This is a genomic window from Stenotrophomonas sp. STEN240 (assembly GCF_056756175.1).
In genome coordinates, this window is sequence record NZ_JBRRBO010000002.1 from 55,274 (window position 1) to 71,273 (window position 16,000).

At 57.7% G+C, this 16,000-nt stretch carries 17 protein-coding genes and 1 tRNA gene; 10 read left to right on the forward strand and 8 right to left on the reverse strand.

Annotation, left to right across the window (positions count from 1 at the left end; genetic code table 11):
- Window positions 1-243 precede the first annotated feature (243 nt).
- The 3 genes from ACVOKO_RS01380 to ACVOKO_RS01390 form a co-directional block, all read right to left on the reverse strand.
- Window positions 244-885, reverse strand: a complete 642-nt coding sequence (locus ACVOKO_RS01380) for a hypothetical protein (RefSeq protein WP_346496557.1) — start codon at window positions 883-885, stop codon at window positions 244-246.
- A gap of 142 nt (window positions 886-1,027) precedes the next feature.
- Window positions 1,028-1,213: a hypothetical protein gene (locus ACVOKO_RS01385; RefSeq protein ID WP_346496761.1), complete on the reverse strand. Its 186-nt coding sequence runs from the start codon at window positions 1,211-1,213 to the stop codon at window positions 1,028-1,030.
- 406 nt (window positions 1,214-1,619) lie between these two features.
- Window positions 1,620-2,360: an antA/AntB antirepressor family protein gene (locus ACVOKO_RS01390; RefSeq protein WP_346496559.1), complete on the reverse strand. Its 741-nt coding sequence runs from the start codon at window positions 2,358-2,360 to the stop codon at window positions 1,620-1,622.
- 550 nt (window positions 2,361-2,910) lie between these two features.
- On the opposite strand from ACVOKO_RS01390, the gene ACVOKO_RS01395 reads away from it, so the two are divergent.
- The 5 genes from ACVOKO_RS01395 to ACVOKO_RS01415 all read left to right on the forward strand — a co-directional run bounded on the left by ACVOKO_RS01395 (window position 2,911) and on the right by ACVOKO_RS01415 (window position 6,673).
- Window positions 2,911-3,294 carry a hypothetical protein gene (locus tag ACVOKO_RS01395; protein WP_346496561.1) on the forward strand — a complete coding sequence of 128 codons (384 nt, stop codon included), beginning with the start codon at window positions 2,911-2,913 and terminating at the stop codon, window positions 3,292-3,294.
- A 132-nt stretch (window positions 3,295-3,426) separates the two neighbouring features.
- Window positions 3,427-3,705: a hypothetical protein gene (locus tag ACVOKO_RS01400; protein WP_346496563.1), complete on the forward strand. Its 279-nt coding sequence runs from the start codon at window positions 3,427-3,429 to the stop codon at window positions 3,703-3,705.
- A gap of 904 nt (window positions 3,706-4,609) precedes the next feature.
- Window positions 4,610-4,873, forward strand: coding sequence for an energy transducer TonB (locus ACVOKO_RS01405; protein WP_430980689.1), 264 nt, complete (start codon window positions 4,610-4,612; stop codon window positions 4,871-4,873).
- A 482-nt stretch (window positions 4,874-5,355) separates the two neighbouring features.
- Window positions 5,356-5,928 (forward strand): hypothetical protein, encoded by a 573-nt coding sequence (locus ACVOKO_RS01410; protein WP_346496565.1) that lies wholly within the window; start codon window positions 5,356-5,358, stop codon window positions 5,926-5,928.
- A complete protein-coding gene (locus ACVOKO_RS01415; protein WP_346496567.1) occupies window positions 5,918-6,673 on the forward strand; it encodes a hypothetical protein in 756 nt (251 codons plus the stop codon). Before ACVOKO_RS01410 ends, ACVOKO_RS01415 begins: the two co-directional genes overlap by 11 nt.
- 650 nt (window positions 6,674-7,323) lie before the next feature.
- Here the strand turns inward: ACVOKO_RS01415 and ACVOKO_RS01420 are convergent.
- Window positions 7,324-8,643: an AAA family ATPase gene (locus ACVOKO_RS01420; protein WP_346496569.1), complete on the reverse strand. Its 1,320-nt coding sequence runs from the start codon at window positions 8,641-8,643 to the stop codon at window positions 7,324-7,326.
- Between the two features lie 774 nt (window positions 8,644-9,417).
- Between ACVOKO_RS01420 and ACVOKO_RS01425 the strand changes: the two genes are divergently transcribed.
- A complete protein-coding gene (locus ACVOKO_RS01425) occupies window positions 9,418-9,798 on the forward strand; it encodes a hypothetical protein (RefSeq protein WP_346496571.1) in 381 nt (126 codons plus the stop codon).
- 470 nt (window positions 9,799-10,268) lie between these two features.
- On the opposite strand, the gene ACVOKO_RS01430 is transcribed toward ACVOKO_RS01425, so the two are convergent.
- The gene (locus tag ACVOKO_RS01430) at window positions 10,269-11,036 is read right to left on the reverse strand and encodes a hypothetical protein (RefSeq protein WP_346496573.1); all 768 of its coding nucleotides are present in this window, start codon (window positions 11,034-11,036) and stop codon (window positions 10,269-10,271) included.
- Window positions 11,037-11,275: 239 nt separating this feature from the next.
- Here ACVOKO_RS01430 and ACVOKO_RS01435 point away from each other — a divergent pair, with 239 nt between their 5' ends.
- The 4 genes from ACVOKO_RS01435 to ACVOKO_RS01450 are packed head-to-tail and all read left to right on the forward strand — an operon-like array spanning window position 11,276 to window position 12,846.
- Window positions 11,276-12,241, forward strand: a complete 966-nt coding sequence (locus ACVOKO_RS01435) for a DNA cytosine methyltransferase (protein WP_346496575.1) — start codon at window positions 11,276-11,278, stop codon at window positions 12,239-12,241.
- Window positions 12,238-12,438 (forward strand): hypothetical protein, encoded by a 201-nt coding sequence (locus ACVOKO_RS01440; protein ID WP_346496577.1) that lies wholly within the window; start codon window positions 12,238-12,240, stop codon window positions 12,436-12,438. The genes ACVOKO_RS01435 and ACVOKO_RS01440 overlap by 4 nt, the downstream gene beginning before the upstream one ends.
- A complete protein-coding gene (locus ACVOKO_RS01445) occupies window positions 12,435-12,617 on the forward strand; it encodes a hypothetical protein (RefSeq protein WP_346496579.1) in 183 nt (60 codons plus the stop codon). Before ACVOKO_RS01440 ends, ACVOKO_RS01445 begins: the two co-directional genes overlap by 4 nt.
- Complete coding sequence (locus tag ACVOKO_RS01450) at window positions 12,610-12,846, forward strand: helix-turn-helix transcriptional regulator (protein WP_346496581.1); 237 nt, start codon at window positions 12,610-12,612, stop codon at window positions 12,844-12,846. The genes ACVOKO_RS01445 and ACVOKO_RS01450 overlap by 8 nt, the downstream gene beginning before the upstream one ends.
- 36 nt (window positions 12,847-12,882) lie before the next feature.
- On the opposite strand, the gene ACVOKO_RS01455 is transcribed toward ACVOKO_RS01450, so the two are convergent.
- From ACVOKO_RS01455 to serS, 3 genes are all read right to left on the reverse strand, one after another.
- Window positions 12,883-12,972, reverse strand: a tRNA-Ser gene (locus ACVOKO_RS01455).
- Window positions 12,973-13,039: 67 nt separating this feature from the next.
- The gene (locus tag ACVOKO_RS01460) at window positions 13,040-14,032 is read right to left on the reverse strand and encodes a LysR family transcriptional regulator (protein WP_057628580.1); all 993 of its coding nucleotides are present in this window, start codon (window positions 14,030-14,032) and stop codon (window positions 13,040-13,042) included.
- Between the two features lie 581 nt (window positions 14,033-14,613).
- Window positions 14,614-15,891 carry a serine--tRNA ligase gene (gene serS / locus ACVOKO_RS01465; protein ID WP_346496583.1) on the reverse strand — a complete coding sequence of 426 codons (1,278 nt, stop codon included), beginning with the start codon at window positions 15,889-15,891 and terminating at the stop codon, window positions 14,614-14,616.
- Window positions 15,892-16,000: the final 109 nt, after the last annotated feature.

Here is a 16,000-nt window from a genome sequence, read left to right on the forward strand (position 1 = left end):
CCATCCAGTCGTTCGACCGGCCGGAACACCGCCAGGTCGTTTACGTAAATCGCGGTCAGCTGGCTTTCGAAGTCAGCGACCTTGGCCCATTTGAAACCATCTGGGAGCATGGGTGGATATCTGGCGGAGGGCAGATGCTACGCCCCCGCAGTCGCTCCAGGTGAGATCAAGCGACAGGCCCTCAGCGCCGAATGCTCAATTGATCAACTCGTCGAACCGTCACTGCACGGCTTCACTCACCAACTATGTTGCAAGAAACCCACTGATCTCTATTCCGGCCGTGCTCAACACGACGCCGACGAGGAGCAGTACCGTTCCCATCGCCGATATGTGAATTCCACCTGTACTAGACTCCTCCAATGCCTTCAGGGAGGCGTCATCACCAGCGGTGCGAGCGCTTGCCTCCGCCTTGATACGACCATCAAACTCGGATGCGTGAGTATCGATTTGACTTTCGGCGCCGCCGATTCGGTCCTGCAGTAGAAGAATCCCAGACTCCAAGTGAGCCATCTTCTCAGAAACATCCTGTGTCGCCTTAGGAACGTGGTGCGTTGTCAGTCGCATCCCGACAACAGCGCACGAAATCGTCACTCCTTCGGGCTCTAGATAGGCCCTTCGACGAACTAGCGGGCACCGCCTTACCCACTGGCCGAATGACTCCATGGGCGACCGGTGGCCAAAATGACGGCGTGTGGAGTGAAGGCCGTAGATCACCGTTGCTATACCAAGCACCTGCATAGCAAGCCCCGACAGGCGGATCGACGGTTCACTCCAGCCGAAAACGGCCATCGTAAGACCGCCAGCAAAGAGAACCAAAAGCGTGGTCCAAACCACCCAAATCTCCAAAAACCATGCACCTAAACGCTTCAATTTGATCCAATTCATGCCGTTCGTTTCCTCCATGACCATCTACGGAGATGCTAGGCCATCTTGCTGATTGGACAAAGCGCTCGATCACCTATAACTGAATTACCCTGCTAAGCCGCAATCCTGTGCTCATAGAACGGGGCCTCTTCTCGCCGAAGATTTAGTAGAGCGCCTGCAAGTCGGCCGGATCCGGCTTGAGACTAGCCTCAATCAGATCAGGCTTGATGTTGATGATTGTCCGGCCGTGGCCGGCGACAGCCATTCCGCTCAGGCCGGCATGGGCCGGCATGTCCGGGAATGCCCGGACGTCGCGTGCACCCGCTGCGGTCTTTGAGATCTCGACCATCTGTCAGTATGCCCCTGTTGGATTGGGGACATGCTGAGCTGGCGCGGAGGGGGTTCAACGGGGCTGCAACGCGGATAGACTGGCGCCTCATCTAAGTAGGTGCATATTTATGACGCAGGCATACGCGACGGCTTATTTGTTCTTAGATTCCGGTGACTTCAATGTTCCCCTTGGATGCCACTTCGTGGGCGAAGGAAACGCAAGCGCTTCTGTCTTTGTCTTCAAGAATTCGCCAACCGCCGTGGAAATCCGAATCCCCATCGAAGAGTTCCGCGCGTTACGGGATAGTGGAAAGGTGCTCGAAGCCCAGCCCTTGGTGGACACGATGCTCCGCCAATCCCAGCAATAGCGATGCTTAGAGCGAAGAGATGACCAACCCCGCAAAATCGGGGTTGGTCAGTGGCTCTTATGCAGCCTGCGGATAGATCATTCGCAACTGCCCCGGCTTCTCAAACGCACGTTGACACCTAGCGTAAAAATCCTGATATCCAACTGAGCTTTTCGCAAGGTTGGCTACTAAATCAATTTGCCTATCTACCAGCAGTGCTCCCCCATTGGAAAGCCACTGATGAAGCTTCTGCCCAGGCAGCCTGCGAGTCTTTAGTTCCGCCAGAACCTCCGCAGGCATAACCATCTGATAAATCCACTCGTCTGTGATTTTCCCAAACAAGAGTGGCGTTCCAGAGGAGTGTCCCTTGCAGGGAAGTCCGGACATATCTGCTAGCGCTTGATAGAAGCCTGAATGAAAGCGCCTTTCCCAGACCAACGGCTTCGGAAGCAACAGCTGTCGCACCGCACTTTCCACTACAACACTTCCCAAGAGCTTCTTCTCACAGGCGATGAAGTACCTTCGGACTGCCTTTCCAAGTTCCGTGCGTTCCACCATCGCCAACTCTTTGGCCATATCGATCGCAATCAGGTATTCCCTCGACGGTCGACCCACCTTGGAATTTTCTCCAGTTCTGGAGAAGACTTCGAAGTCTTGGTCTTCTGTGAAGTGATATTGCGCAATCCGGCCTCGGATCCAGCCGGAAAAATCTCTACCGATTTGCAGATACGCGTGAAGATCACGGGCATTGATGGCCATCGTTTGTTCGCCACCAATAGAGCGAAAGGCCAGGGTGAAGCAATTAGCAGGATCAATCATTTGTAACACCTCTATTTGGATTAGAGGCGTCGCGCCCAGCTAAACTCTTCAGAGTTGACACTTTCGTATCACACCCGGAAAATCCATGGCCGTCCGGAGGGGAGAAGTTCCGGACGGCGCCCGAACCAGGTTCGACGCAGTGGTTGCTGTACAAAATGGAAAAACATCCGCCCCATCTAGTTGACGCTAGGTGGGGCTTTCCATTGTGGAGGTGGAACCTCCAGAGCCTTAAGACGGGGAAAAGTGCCCGGAGCTCAACAACAAGACTACTGTCGATTTTTTTCCGGTCAACCCAGAAAGTGCGAAGCACATGCTTGACTAGGTTCACTCGTTACATTACGGGCCAACACGGGCGTTAGCGGGATACTACGGAAACCTGAAACCGGGGATGCAATAGAGCGATTTATTGGCCCCTCGACTGTGAGAAGGTAATTCTGCGCAAAACCTCCCGCGCCTTAATCGAGCTCAACCCCACAGGCGCCCCACCCTAACCGGGGTGCTACGATCCGGCCGATTGCAGAGGCCCCGTGCCGCTCTGCCAAGGAAGGCTATGGAAAAGCTACCTGAAGATGCCGAAGTGGTGATTACTGACTTACGCCGGCTGTACACGAAATTGCGGGAAATCATGGCCGCCGGTGAGCGTCTGAAAGGCGCCACTTCCTGGGAGGCCTCCGAGTACCATGAGCGCATCAAGACCGTGAAAGCGCAGCTCAAGGACTACGCCAAAACTGAGGCTTTGAACCTTCGAAGGAAGACACAGACCGATGCGGAGCGCTTCTTCTTCGGTCCTGCCGTCAGATCAGCCGCCTCACACTTTCGCATGCGGACGGACGCCGCACCGACGAAGTGGGTGTCAGAACTCTCGGAGGCATCCAGTGACGTGAGCTACTTCATCCACAAGTTTGAACGGCATTTCGAACTCCCTCACACCTGACCGGCGGGCGATCACCGCTCACAGGCACCCCCGAAAAGCCCTGCCATCCCGCACTCTTACGTCTCTCAAACAGGGAGACAGCCCGAGCCTAAGCTAGGAGCGCCCAAGACGGGCGCAACGAAGGGGAAAGGAATGGCCTACAACCTGTTTATTGCATATGACTTGATTGCCATGGGGCAGAACTACGAGGCAGTCAGAGATGCGATCAAGTCGCTTGGTCAGTGGCACCAATTCCAGTACTCACTCTTTTACGTGAACACCCAGCACAGCCCCGCTGCGGTATACAACATCGTCCTTGCAGCGATGGACGCAAACGACAAGCTGGCAGTCATCGATGCTCAAAGTGGAATCGTGACGGACTGGGACAGGCCGCCCATTGCCGAGATCAACGCCATTTGGTTTAAGCCGTAGCGGAAAGTTGTCGGGGGTAGCCCCTCCGATCTGCGGAAAATGGTCCATTCAAGCCTCCGAACTGGGTGATGCCCTGACAGGCGTCACCCACCCTAGCCCCGCTACCATCCAGTTCAACGGTACGGATAGCAGGGCTTTGAAATGAATGGCCTAAGAGAGCTGGCTGAGGCGCGTAAAGCTTTCGATGAGGCTCAGAGCATTCACCCACATCAAACCCACGACTACGGCTACGCCAGTCCTTCCTTACCAGCTCGCAGGGCTTGATTTTTCTGCAACCGACCAGGTTGCTGCAGCTCATTTGCTCGCTGTGAGCTCCCCTATTAGGATCACCTCAACGATCGATGGAGACGCAGCAATGATTGACACAGATTTGTTTTCGATCCAAGTCGTCCAATACGCCTACAGCGAGCCGAACGGTCTTAGTGGCCGGGGTCGACAGTACCTTGGCCCCAAAGAAATAGACGTGACTTGCAAGTCATGCGGAGAAGAGTGGAACGAGCTTAGTGCCAGATGCCTTCAAGGGGCCCTTGGCCGCATCGAAGTTGAGTGTCCCGAATGCGGGGAGGAAGAAATGGTTCCTGGGCAGCTATTCCGTCCGGACACCTAAAGCTCCTTTCTTCAAAGCGTGTCGCCTTGGCCAAAATAGTCACCGGCCCTGCATCAGGCCTATGGAATAGCTGCGACTGCGCCACTAGGCTTCGCCAGCAGGGAGTTAACGAACGAAATGGATCAGGGGGATGGTCCGCATGAAATTCGACGGGGGCAACATTAGGATGTCCAGGGGTCTACTAATCGCCCTCTTGGCAGCAGCGGGGGTCAAAACATCCCCCCTTCAACTACCCATAGAGATCTGCAGCCAAAACGGGAGCTATTCCGTAGCATTGTCAGCATACCGGCCGCCACCATCGACCGTGAAAGCCAGCCAGAAAACCCACCTCGCTATTCACGCGAGTGGGCTAGAGTTGGCATACAGGACGAAACCATACTAATCATCCACGTGAAGCCAGGTGGAAAGGTTGATTCTGTCTTGGTTGAACAATCCAGCGGATATCAAGTGCTTGATGAGTCTGCAGAGACAGCTGCCCGAAGCTGGCGCTACCAGCCAAGTGTTGTAAACGGGGAAGCCTTGAACAGCGGTGTATGTGTGCCCTTCAAATTTCGCCCTTGACGGAGTTCGCGCAAACCAATCGGTGTGGCGATGTCCCTCATAGTCCGCCTAGCGCCAAGCGGTTCGCTTACTCAAGACATCTGTAGAAAAGCAGTAATGGACGCGCATCAGCACCGCACGAGGACTAGGCCCCAGCGACCTACCTAATCACACAGTGGACCTCCCGAGGCAGGCATCAATTTCGGATGGTCAACTTAATGGGTTGAGCCTCGGTCCAGCGGCCCCAATCAGGGAACTTGACGCCCCCCCACAAGCGCTGATACAACACCACCACCCCACGCCTCTCAACTCTACAGGACGTATGAGTTATGAAACGACGTGTTTGGTTTGTGCCGATCAGCCTGTCACTTGCAGTAATCGGTTTGGCATACGCATCGATAACTACCCCCTCCCCTCCAATCCCAACACTGCCACCCGTGCAGGCTATTGCGCCTGCCCAGCAGGGCGGGAATGTCCTTTGCTATGGAGGTGGATGTGCCTCTATGCTGGGTATGATGCAATCCCAAATCAACGAGGAGTTCTTTACTCAGGGCTTCCCTCTTGAAGACGACCCACCAGTTAGCAAAGCGCAGTTCTGCTCCAACCTGAAAGCACAGCGCCCGCCGAACTGTCCGAATCTGTATCCAGATTCGACGCCTGGTGTGCCCACCCCTGGCAAGAGTGCTTACGCATTCAACCAATGCGGCCCGAATCGTCTGACTATGTGGCTTGGCGACAAATTCCTTTCGCACATTGCAACTAACACCTACTCCGGAGATTTCAACGCGCCGGCCCCAGGCGTGAGCTTCTTGGGTGCTTGCCAGTCACACGATCAATGCTGGGCGGGAGGGGAATCCAAAGCATCCTGCAACCTTGATTTCGTGAACTCAATGACTAGTGCTTGTAATGGTCTCGGCAGCGCCGGTGCGATCGACTCGTGCCGCGGCTATGCGGGCCTTTACCACTTCGCTGTCACGAGTACCGACAAGTCGCAAGAAGTTTATAACTCACAGCTCCAGAAGCGGGAGTGCTCTATCTGGGCTCAAGACATGAGGACCAACAACTGTGCGAACTAAGTCTTTTCCCGCAGCCTTGATTGCCACACTTCTCCTCGCCGCGTGCACATCTGAAAATCATGGCAAGGCTGCTATCAACGATGGCTCGACCGGGAGTTCAGCCGACTCACCACCTACCGCAGACGCTAGTGCAACGCCACAAGCATCCGCCGCTGCAAGGAACCAGAACAGCCACAGGGCACTTTCCCAGAATGAGAAATCTCTTCTGGCAACGATTGATTCCCGCTATTTCGGAACACTCAGCAACTCCTCGCCAGGAGAAGATGTCGACCTCAATGAACTAGGGTTCCCTGATGCGAGCAGCTGGATTTCCGCTGAGAGGAGCACAGATGATGAGTTACTGCGGAACGCGCGCAGTGGCGGCCATCTGGAGAAAGAGCTTTACATCGATCGAGTTACGAGCCTGATTCCAGAGAACAACTGGAAGGGAGTTAGCGACACCGCTGAAGACAACGCATTAGCCAGGAAAATTATGGACGCCCGTTCGTTCGCTTTGCAGAACATTGGAGCTACGAAGAGTCCGTTCGCCGTCTATCAGGCTGCCGCGCTCTTCAACACGACAGAAGTCGGTGGAAACCCGGCCATGATTGCGGCATCGTTTCAGCTAGCCGCAGAGCTGGGTGACACGCGGGCAACTCGGATGCTGCAGAGCTACATGTCTGCAAATCGGAACATAGATGCAAAAGGGGTGCTCGCAGCTTATACGTTCCTCAAGTCCGACTTGCGTAGTCCGATAAGCAACTAAAGCCCCGTCTGACGGGCATTTGAGAACTACTTCAGCTCTTGTGTAGCGAGAAGGGGCACTGAGTTGCCCCCTCTCGTATAGCCGCTCTTCTCGACACTTCCAAGGTGCCGAGCTTAGCTCGGCACCGTCCCGCCGGGGGCAAGCTGGGCGCTCCGAATCTGGGTAAATCGCCTGTATGGCAAAGGTGCCCGTCACCACAGTCCGGCTGCGGTCGATGATTGGTCCGGTGAGGATTGACGTGCGTAGAAGGTCCGATCACCACCACTGCCTGGTGCGCAGGCCAGTCATGGCGAATCAGGCGCGCTTGCGCGCGGCACCAGCCCCAATCGCCTCACGGCGAGCGGAGGAACTTGTGGGGCGGTGGTGATCGGGTTGAAATGAAAAAGCCCGGCTCTTGGCCGGGCTTTCGTCGCGTGATGGCAAGAGACTGTAGAGGGAAAAGTGCGCGGGCGTCACCAGCGCAGCAGGAGCCTCAGAGCATGAAGGAGTCTCTCTCACGATAACCAACAATCAGTTCGCTTCGAGTCCACACAGAAAAGCGGGAGAAGGATGAACAAAGCTGCCTCCACACTCTTCCATGGCATAGGACAGCGGCCATCACGGGCAGTGAACTCTTCAAATCCGCGATCAAAACATGAGATTTTGAGGAATCAGCCAAGCATCTGCACCATTAATTCGATCGAAACTCGAAGCTCGGGCTCGCTATACACATTTCCACCATCTGGATGGTGGATCGCATTCCTAACATAGGTCGGCAAAGTTTCGTACGTTGTGCTTCCGTGGCTAGACGGTTTGCCATGTCGCGCGGCGTCATAAGACGCATGTCCAGCGATAAAACTATCGCAACCTTTGATCGAACTACTCGACGCCTTCAATTGCAACTTGCCATACAGCTCGATGTGAAAGTCGACAGAAGGCAGATCAAAGGCTTTGTAATTTATCTGAGCACTCGTCAGCTCGAGAACTGACGAAGCATCCTCATGATTCTTCGCAAGCAGCACCCCCGCTTCTCGCTCAAGAGTGATGACGATAGTCTCCGTGCCTAGGAACGCCTCTCTCACTACGTGATCGGAATGAGTCGCGAAGAAGAGCTGAGCGCTCTGCTCTCCAGCTATAGTGAAAAGCCCCTCATAGTACCCGAGAATCTTCCTCTGCCACTTTGGATGCATACTAAGCTCTGGCTCGTCGACGAAGATTGCCCCGTCCTTGATAGCCCCCAAATTTCTGAGCAAGTAAGCGCCCCGGAAGACAACCTGTTTTTCGCCTGTGCTCAGCGAATCAATGCCAATTTCTTTCCCATTCTTCTTGAACTGAATTACCTTCTCGCCAGCCGATTCCCGCACTCCCTCGAACTTCAGCGCATCAAAGAAACCGTTAAAGGCCGCGCTAAAGCGATACATCCTAGAAGTTGCATAGAAATCCGGCCAGGCAATAGGACTGCCTTCACGAGTTTGATTCTCTCTCGCGTAATCAGCCGCGTCGCGACTTGATGTATTGACTAACAACTGCTTCAGCACAGTGAAGTCCTCTCCATCCTCGATAGGATTTACCGGAGAATCGAGCTCAATCGACGTAGTTGATGTTATTGCACCAGCCCTGAAATCGACCTTTGCCTTCGAGTAAGCACTACCGAAACGGCGCAGGTCTAGCGGATCAAGGGCAGCTCCAATTAGTGGGCCGGGTGTGTCCGCTGACAGAGTCAGAATAGCTTTTCCGTCCAACTCCACACAGACGGACGAACCTTCGGGACGGTAGGCCGCGTCAGCTTTGGGATCGGGAATGACCTTGTACACCACTCCTTCGACTTCATACTCGATGAACTCGAAATTCAAAAATGATCGCCCTGCCAAGAACGAGCTAATACTCGACAGGATAGTTGACTTTCCGGTTCCATTTTCGCCAGCTAGAACAATCGTCTTACATACAGTCCCGTCTGACAGCAAAAAATCCAGAGCTAGGTCACCCAACAAGGGATGCCCTTTCCACTTCACTTTCCGTAGCTGCATACAATCAGTTCCAAGTAGTGGCTATACCGAAACTTCAAGTTTACACTTCACGGCTATTCCGGCGAGCGTTCCAAATGCTCGACGCAGTCAAAAGGCTGCAGTGACCGACAGACCCGGGACATTTACCATTTACCATTTAACCGTTCGCCGAGGCCCAGGTCAGTCAGAGCCGGCACCTAGCCTAGCCCGAGAACACCCTATCGAGATCATCCAACCGGCAACGCGGGGCCTGTTCGCAGCGCCCAATCGAGCTGCGCGTTGCTCTACGTCGATCAACTCGCCGATCATCCAATCGACCAGATATGCCCAGCCTTCGCGGTATGCAGAATCACTAAGCCCTAGGGAGCATGCACGCCCACGATTGCCAAGACGATCTCCCTTCATGTAGCCGATGACAACAGCAGCAATTTGCGGCATGCGCTCTTCCAACTTCTCCGGAAACAGCTGGTCGCGAGCCACCGCAGCGCGCGCCTTCAACACGCCCAGGTTACGGCGGGTCTGCTCGCCTTGGTCTCGCTCAAACTTCGCTATGCAGTCGATGATCCCCCAAAGAGTCCGAGCGTCGATGAAATTGCGCGCCCTGCGATTGCGTTCGTCCGCTGCCAACCGGGTTATCCCGTGAAACACGCGGACGATGGGCAACTGCGGTTGCCCCCTCTCTGCGGTCAATGCCGACTCCCCCTCGGCGGCCCGGGCGCACCGCGTCATCTATGACCTGGCCTTCGTGCAAGCAGCGCCATGAAGAGCTTTCTGGAAGAACTCGGCGCGTTCCTGATCATCGCGGCAGGAGCCGCCCTAATCCTCGGCGCGCTCGTAGCGCTGCTGGCCTACGACGTTCAATCGGAGAAGCCGATGCAACGCATGATCACCGAACAGGTGCCGATCATCCCCTACAGCAAAGGCCACGCCGCACGCCACATGCTCAATCTGCGCCGGCCTTCTGCCGGCGGTGGCCACAACGTGGAGTGCGCCTGCAGCAGCACCGCCAGGCATCTCACTTTCGAAGAAGCGCATGCGGAGTGGCGCCTCGTACACGGGCAGCGTGCGCCAAAACCCCGAGCACCGGCGAAACGTGCCGTATTCCCGCCGGAGCTCGCCCAGCTGCAGCTAAGTCTGTGAGGTATCCATGACCGACCAGGCCCAATGCGACGAACTGCTCGCAGCGCTCAGCAGGCGCCCGATGACCGCAAAAGAAATTCTCCTAAAGCTGGGCATCGGCAGCCCTGCCGCAACTTACTTCGGCATCCACGAACAACCCGCACTCTGGTGCAGAGCGAGGGCCGTTCCCGCTGACCTGAAAACGGCTCGCCATTCACAGGAGAAACATGCTGGGAGCCGTAGTCGCTACACCCGCAGCGCACCGAAGGCCAGAGCTGGGGCCGATTTCCGACGGTAGACAGTTCGGCAACCACATACCGGATCTTTCGTCGCGATGACACCGGCCGCCCGCACTTCGAAGAACGCTCGTTCTTCACCGATGAGCCGGCGGATCTAATCGCCAGCGTCCCGACGCACGCCAAGCGCCAGCTGCGCGACCGCGTGGACCTAATCGACCTAGATACTATGGAGGGAGCAATGTGGAAAGCAGCTTAAGTATTCCTCCGCAACAGTACTTCCTCTTCAGAATAGTCAGCCACTGGCTTGCCTACAAACTTGGCGAAATCCGTCGCAACCGCTATCCCGTCTTCGAGCAGCAGAATCAAAGGTTCGCGGAGTTCCATAATGTTTTGGAACTCCTCATGCCCCTTACCTATGAGAACCGTCGACTCCCCGTCGATTCGGGCTATTCGCTGATCCATGCGTCGAACAGGCACACCAAGAGCCTTCCATGCTCCAACCAGCGCCGCAATATCATTCCCCCTTTTCCCAAGATTGTGAAGACGATCTTGCGCGTCTTCCGTCGCTGGCAAAAACGAGCCAACAAATTCGACCAGAAGCCAGTCGATATCTTGTCGCGCGAAAATTATTCCCGGCTCAGTAAATTTCGCCCTATCCAAGACTCGGACGATGTTTCCAATCCTTGCAGGAAAGTGCTCAATTTCGTACTGAAGCAGGCTACCGAGAATGCTTGCCTGCCCCACTCTATCGGCAACAAATTCTTCAAGTTGCTTCTTCGCAATCCGCGCAGAATCTTCAGCGATTCGCGCCGAATCCTTAGCAATCTCTGCAGATTTTTCGGCGATATCCACAGACGCCTGGGCGATCGTCGCGGTACGGTCAGATGCTTGCCAGGCACGGAACGCAATCCGGGTCGTTGCGAGACCAACAATCGCGCCTACAACGACGGCCCAAGCCTCCCACCAAACTACACAATCATCGACACCCAGAGTGCTACAACGAAAGAAACTATCCCACAAGTACATTCTATGACCCCCCTTCGAATGGGGGATTTTGCCATGGACAGGATTTGTCCGCAGGAGTTGCGCAATGTGTAAGACCTGCACCAAATGCGTTCGCTCCCTTCTACTGCAGCAGTTCAACCGCGCGGGGAAGCAATACCGGCCCGGCGTGTGTGCTCCGTGCATTAGCGACATGCGCAGGTTGCGAGCCCCGCTACCAGCTCAGGCGACCGACGTTACCCAGGTTAGGATCAACAATGCCGCAGCTCTTTGGTTCGCGCCTGTGCGGCCTATGCCGAGGTATGGCGTATGAAGACCATCGATCTATTCTCGGGCGGCGGTGGACTCACAGAGGCGCAGAGCAGGCTGGCTGCAATGTGGTTTGGGCGGCGAACCATTGGCCGGCGGCCGCGAAAACTGATGTTGCAAACCACCCTGGCACGCTGCACGTCTGCCAGGATCTGCAGCAGGCCGACCGGACCCCGCTGCCAGACTTCGACGTACTACTGGCATCGCCGGCGTGCCAGGGGCACACGCCCGCGCGCGGCAAAGAGCGCCCGCACCACGACGCCACACGTTCCACTGCGTGGGCGGTTGTTTCCGCTCTGGAGGCAAAATCGCCGGATGCCGCGGTGATCGAGAACGTCCCCGCTTTCATGAAGTGGAAGCTGTTCCCGGCGTGGTGTGCAGCGGTGCATGCCCTTGGCTACGCCATCAGTCCGCACCTGTTGGACGCCGCCGACTTTGGCGTGCCGCAGCACCGCGTCCGCATCTTCATCGTGCTGACCAAGAGCAAGCACCCGTTGGAACTGAAGCTACCGAAGAGGCCTCACCTTCCCGCCGCCAGTTTCATCGACTTCGAGGCAGGCACCTGGTCGCCGGTCGAACGGCCTGGCCGGGCGGCCGCAACCCTAGCCCGTGTTCGCGCTGGCCGGGCCGCGTTCGGCGCCCGATTCGTGGCGCCCTACTTCGGTAACGGCTCCGGCCTCACTGGTCGGTCTCTGGATCGTCCTATCGGAACGATCACCACCCGCGACCGCTGGGCAATCATCGACGGCGACCGGATGCGGATGCTGTCTTTGCCGGAATCTGCGATTGCGATGGGCTTTCCTCGGCACTACAAGCTTCCAGCGAACAAGAAAGATGGCATGCAGATGATGGGCAACGCCGTATGTCCGCCGAAGGCTTGCGCAGTCATCACTGCATTGAGGATGGCGGCATGACCCTCTTAACCGAAGCCATCGACCACATCGCAGTCGGCCACGACCTCGCCCGCAAGACCGGCGTGAACCTCGACAAGGCCAGGCCAAAGACCCGCCGCATGTGGGAGGCACGCGGCCTGGCCGTCATCGCCCTCGCCCGCGGCAATCTGGACGAGGCCACCAAGATCATGGCGCCGTTCGCGAGGAAGCGCCGATGACCGCCCCGCAGCTATTCCCCAAGCCGGCCAAGCGCATGAAGCAGCCGCCCAAGGACTTCCTGCGCGAGCAGCTGGCCATTGCCACAGAAGAAATCATCCGGCTCCGCGCCCAGGAGCTGGCCAACGAAGACCGAATCAAGAGCGCCCGCGCGGCGCTGGAAGGAGAGCGACATGGCTGAAGAAATCGCGCTGCTGCCACTGAAGGAAGTGAAGCAGAAGGCCGGCATCAGCACGGCCACGATCTACGGCATGATGGCGCGCGGCCAGCAGTTCCCCAAGCCGCGCAAAATCGGGACCAAGTCGCTCTGGCTCCAACCCGAGATCGACGCCTTCATCATGGCCGTGGCGCATGGAACAAGCTGGTCCCCAATGATGGGACAAAGCATGGGGCAGGATATTTCGGCATGAAAAAAGCCACTGATAACAGTGACTTATAGTCATCCTTGGCGGACAGAGTGGGATTCGAACCCACGGAAGGTTTGACCCTTCGCCGGTTTTCAAGACCGGTGCCTTCAACCGCTCGGCCATCTGTCCGTTACGCGTTGCTACCCCGGATAGCGTTCCGGGGTGCGCATTCTCGCATGCTTGCCGGCGTTTTTGTTCAACCGGCCTCGATTGCCAGTGCGCCGGCCATCGAGGCGCGGATCTTCTCCTTGGCCCGCTCGCAGGCGCCGCCGCAGTGCAGGCGGGAGGCCTCCAGCTCGGTGGGCAGGTGCTCGGCCAGGAAGTCGATGAATACCCGCACCGCCGGCAACAGCCCGCGCCGTGAGGCGAATACCGCGTGACAGATGCCCTGCGGCAGCGACCAGTCCGGCAGTACCACCTCCAGTTCGCCGTTGCGCACAGCCTCGGCACAGACAGTTTCCGGCAGCATGGTGATGCCGAAACCATCCTTGACCATGGATTGCAGCAGCGGGAAATCAAACCCAGCAACGCGCGGCTGCAGCTCAACGCGGCGGACTTCGCCACCCGGGCCGTGCAGTTCCCAGCGCTGGCGCGCTTCGTCTTCACTGATGCTCAGGGTGACGTGGTTGCCCAGGTCTTCCGGTGAGGCCGGCCGCCCTGCCCGGTCCAGATACGCAGGGCTGGCAACCAACAGTTCCTGCACCTGGCCGAAGCTGCGCATCACCAGGCTGCCATCGTCATCCAGCCGCGAGCGCACCCGCAGGGCGACGTCGTAGCCTTCGTTGATGATGTCGACACGACGGTTGCTGATGTTCAGCTGCAACCGCACCTTCGGGTATTGCTCGAGGAATTTGGGCAGCAGTTTGGGCAGCTGCATCTGCGCCAGCGACACCGGCACGCTGGCACGCACCAGCCCGCGGGGCTCGGCGCTGAGCCGGTCCACCACCTCACGCGCGGCCTGCGCTTCGGCCAGCATGGTCTGCGCGTGGCGGTGCACGCTCATGCCCACATCGGTGACCGCGAAACGGCGCGTCGAGCGCTGCAGCAGGCGTACGCCCAGATCGGTTTCCAGCTGGCTGATGCGCCGGCTCAGACGTGATTTGGGGATGCCCAATGCGCGCTCGGCAGCGGCGAAGCCACCATGGTCTACCACCATTGCGAAGTAGTAGAGGTCGTTGAGGTCCTGCATGGATTGATCCCGATATTGGAACGAACCGGTGAATTTAAACACCTTTGTTCTGTATTTACAAATCAGGCCATAAACAGTCCTGTTTGCTATTCAAGTCGCTTTTGGGGCCTACCTATTCATCTTTTGAGTGCAGTTGTTGCAGGGGTGCGGGCTGGGTACGGCGCTCGCGGGGAGGCTGATCGAGGGGGTTTGGGGTGGGGAATTCGGATCGTTTGTTGAGCGCGGTGGTGTTGCATTGGGGCGGTCTGGCGGCTGCCAGTTTGCTGGGCGAGCCATTGCCGAGCATGGCTCGGCCCTACATTTGGGCTGCCAGTTTGCTGGCGGAGCCATTGCCGAGCATGGCTCGGCCCTACATTTGGGCTGCCGGTTTGCTGGTGGAGCCATTGCCGAGCATGGCTCGGCACTACATGGGATCGTGGGCTTTGCCTTTTCAGTTGCCAACAAAAACGCCGCGGCTCCGAAGGGAGCGCGGCGTTTTTGTTTTACAACGCAGCCATGCTGCGCTGGGGGCTCAACGGTGGCCACCAGTCTGCTGCATGGCACCGCTGATGCCGAGCATGGCTCGGCACTACATCTGCTGATCAGGCGATGCGTTCGGCGCCGCCCATGTACGGGCGCAGTGCCTCGGGAATGGTGATCGAGCCATCGGCGTTCTGATAATTCTCCATTACCGCGATCATCGCGCGGCCAACAGCCACGCCCGAGCCGTTGAGCGTATGCACCAGCTCCGGCTTGCCAGCCGGGTTGCGCCAGCGTGCCTGCATGCGACGGGCCTGGAAATCACCACAGTTCGAGCAGGACGAAATCTCGCGATAGGTCTGCTGCGACGGCAACCAGACTTCCAGGTCATAGGTCTTGATGGCCGCAAACCCCATGTCGCCGGTGCACAACAGCACCTTGCGGTACGGCAGACCCAGCTTCTGCAGCACGGCCTCGGCACAGCCGGTCATGCGCTGGTGCTCGGCCTCGCTTTCCTCGGCGGTGCAGATGCTGACCAGCTCCACTTTTTCGAACTGGTGCTGGCGGATCATGCCGCGCACGTCGCGGCCACCGCTGCCAGCCTCGGAACGGAAACACATCGAGTGGGCGGTCATGCGCAGCGGCAGGCGCTCGGCGTCGATGATCTCGTCGCGGACGATGTTGGTCAGCGGCACTTCCGAGGTCGGGATCAGATAGCGCGTGGATTCGCCAAGCGCGGTCTTGAACAGGTCTTCCTCGAACTTGGGCAGCTGGCCGGTGCCACGCAGCGAATCGGCATTGACCAGCACCGGCACGTTGGTTTCTTCGTAGCCATGCTCGTTGCTGTGCAGGTTAAGCATGAACTGGCCCAGCGCACGGTGCAGGCGGGCGATCGAACCACGCAGCACGGTGAAGCGGGCGCCAGACAGCTTGGCCGCGGTTTCCGCGTCCAGGCCATGGTTGCGCGCACCCAGCTCGACATGGTCCAGCACCGGGAAATCGAACGCGCGCGGGGTACCCCAGCGCATCTGTTCGACGTTTTCGCTCTCGTCCTTGCCGGCCGGCACATCGGCTGCGGGCAGGTTCGGGATGCCCATCGACAGGGTTTCAATCTGCTCACGCAGCACATCGAGCTGGGCCTCGGAGGTCTTCAGCTCATCAGCGAACGCGGCCACTTCGGCCATGATCGCCGACACGTCCTCGCCCTTGGCCTTGGCATGGCCGATCGACTTGGAACGGCTGTTGCGCAGGCTCTGCAGCTCCTGGGTGCGCACCTGGATGCGCTTGCGATCAGCCTCCAGCGATTCGAAGGCGGCCACATCCAATACATAACCGCGCGTGCTGCGCAGGCGTTCTGCAAGTTCGGCGGGCTGCTGGCGAAGAAGGGCTGGATCAAGCATGGCTGGGCACTGTGTACGGGTGTGAGCCATAGATTATCGCGCGAACTGCGTCTTTCTGCCGCGCGATTCACCTTTCCTGTGCAAGAATCAGCCGGTTCCATACGGTCAA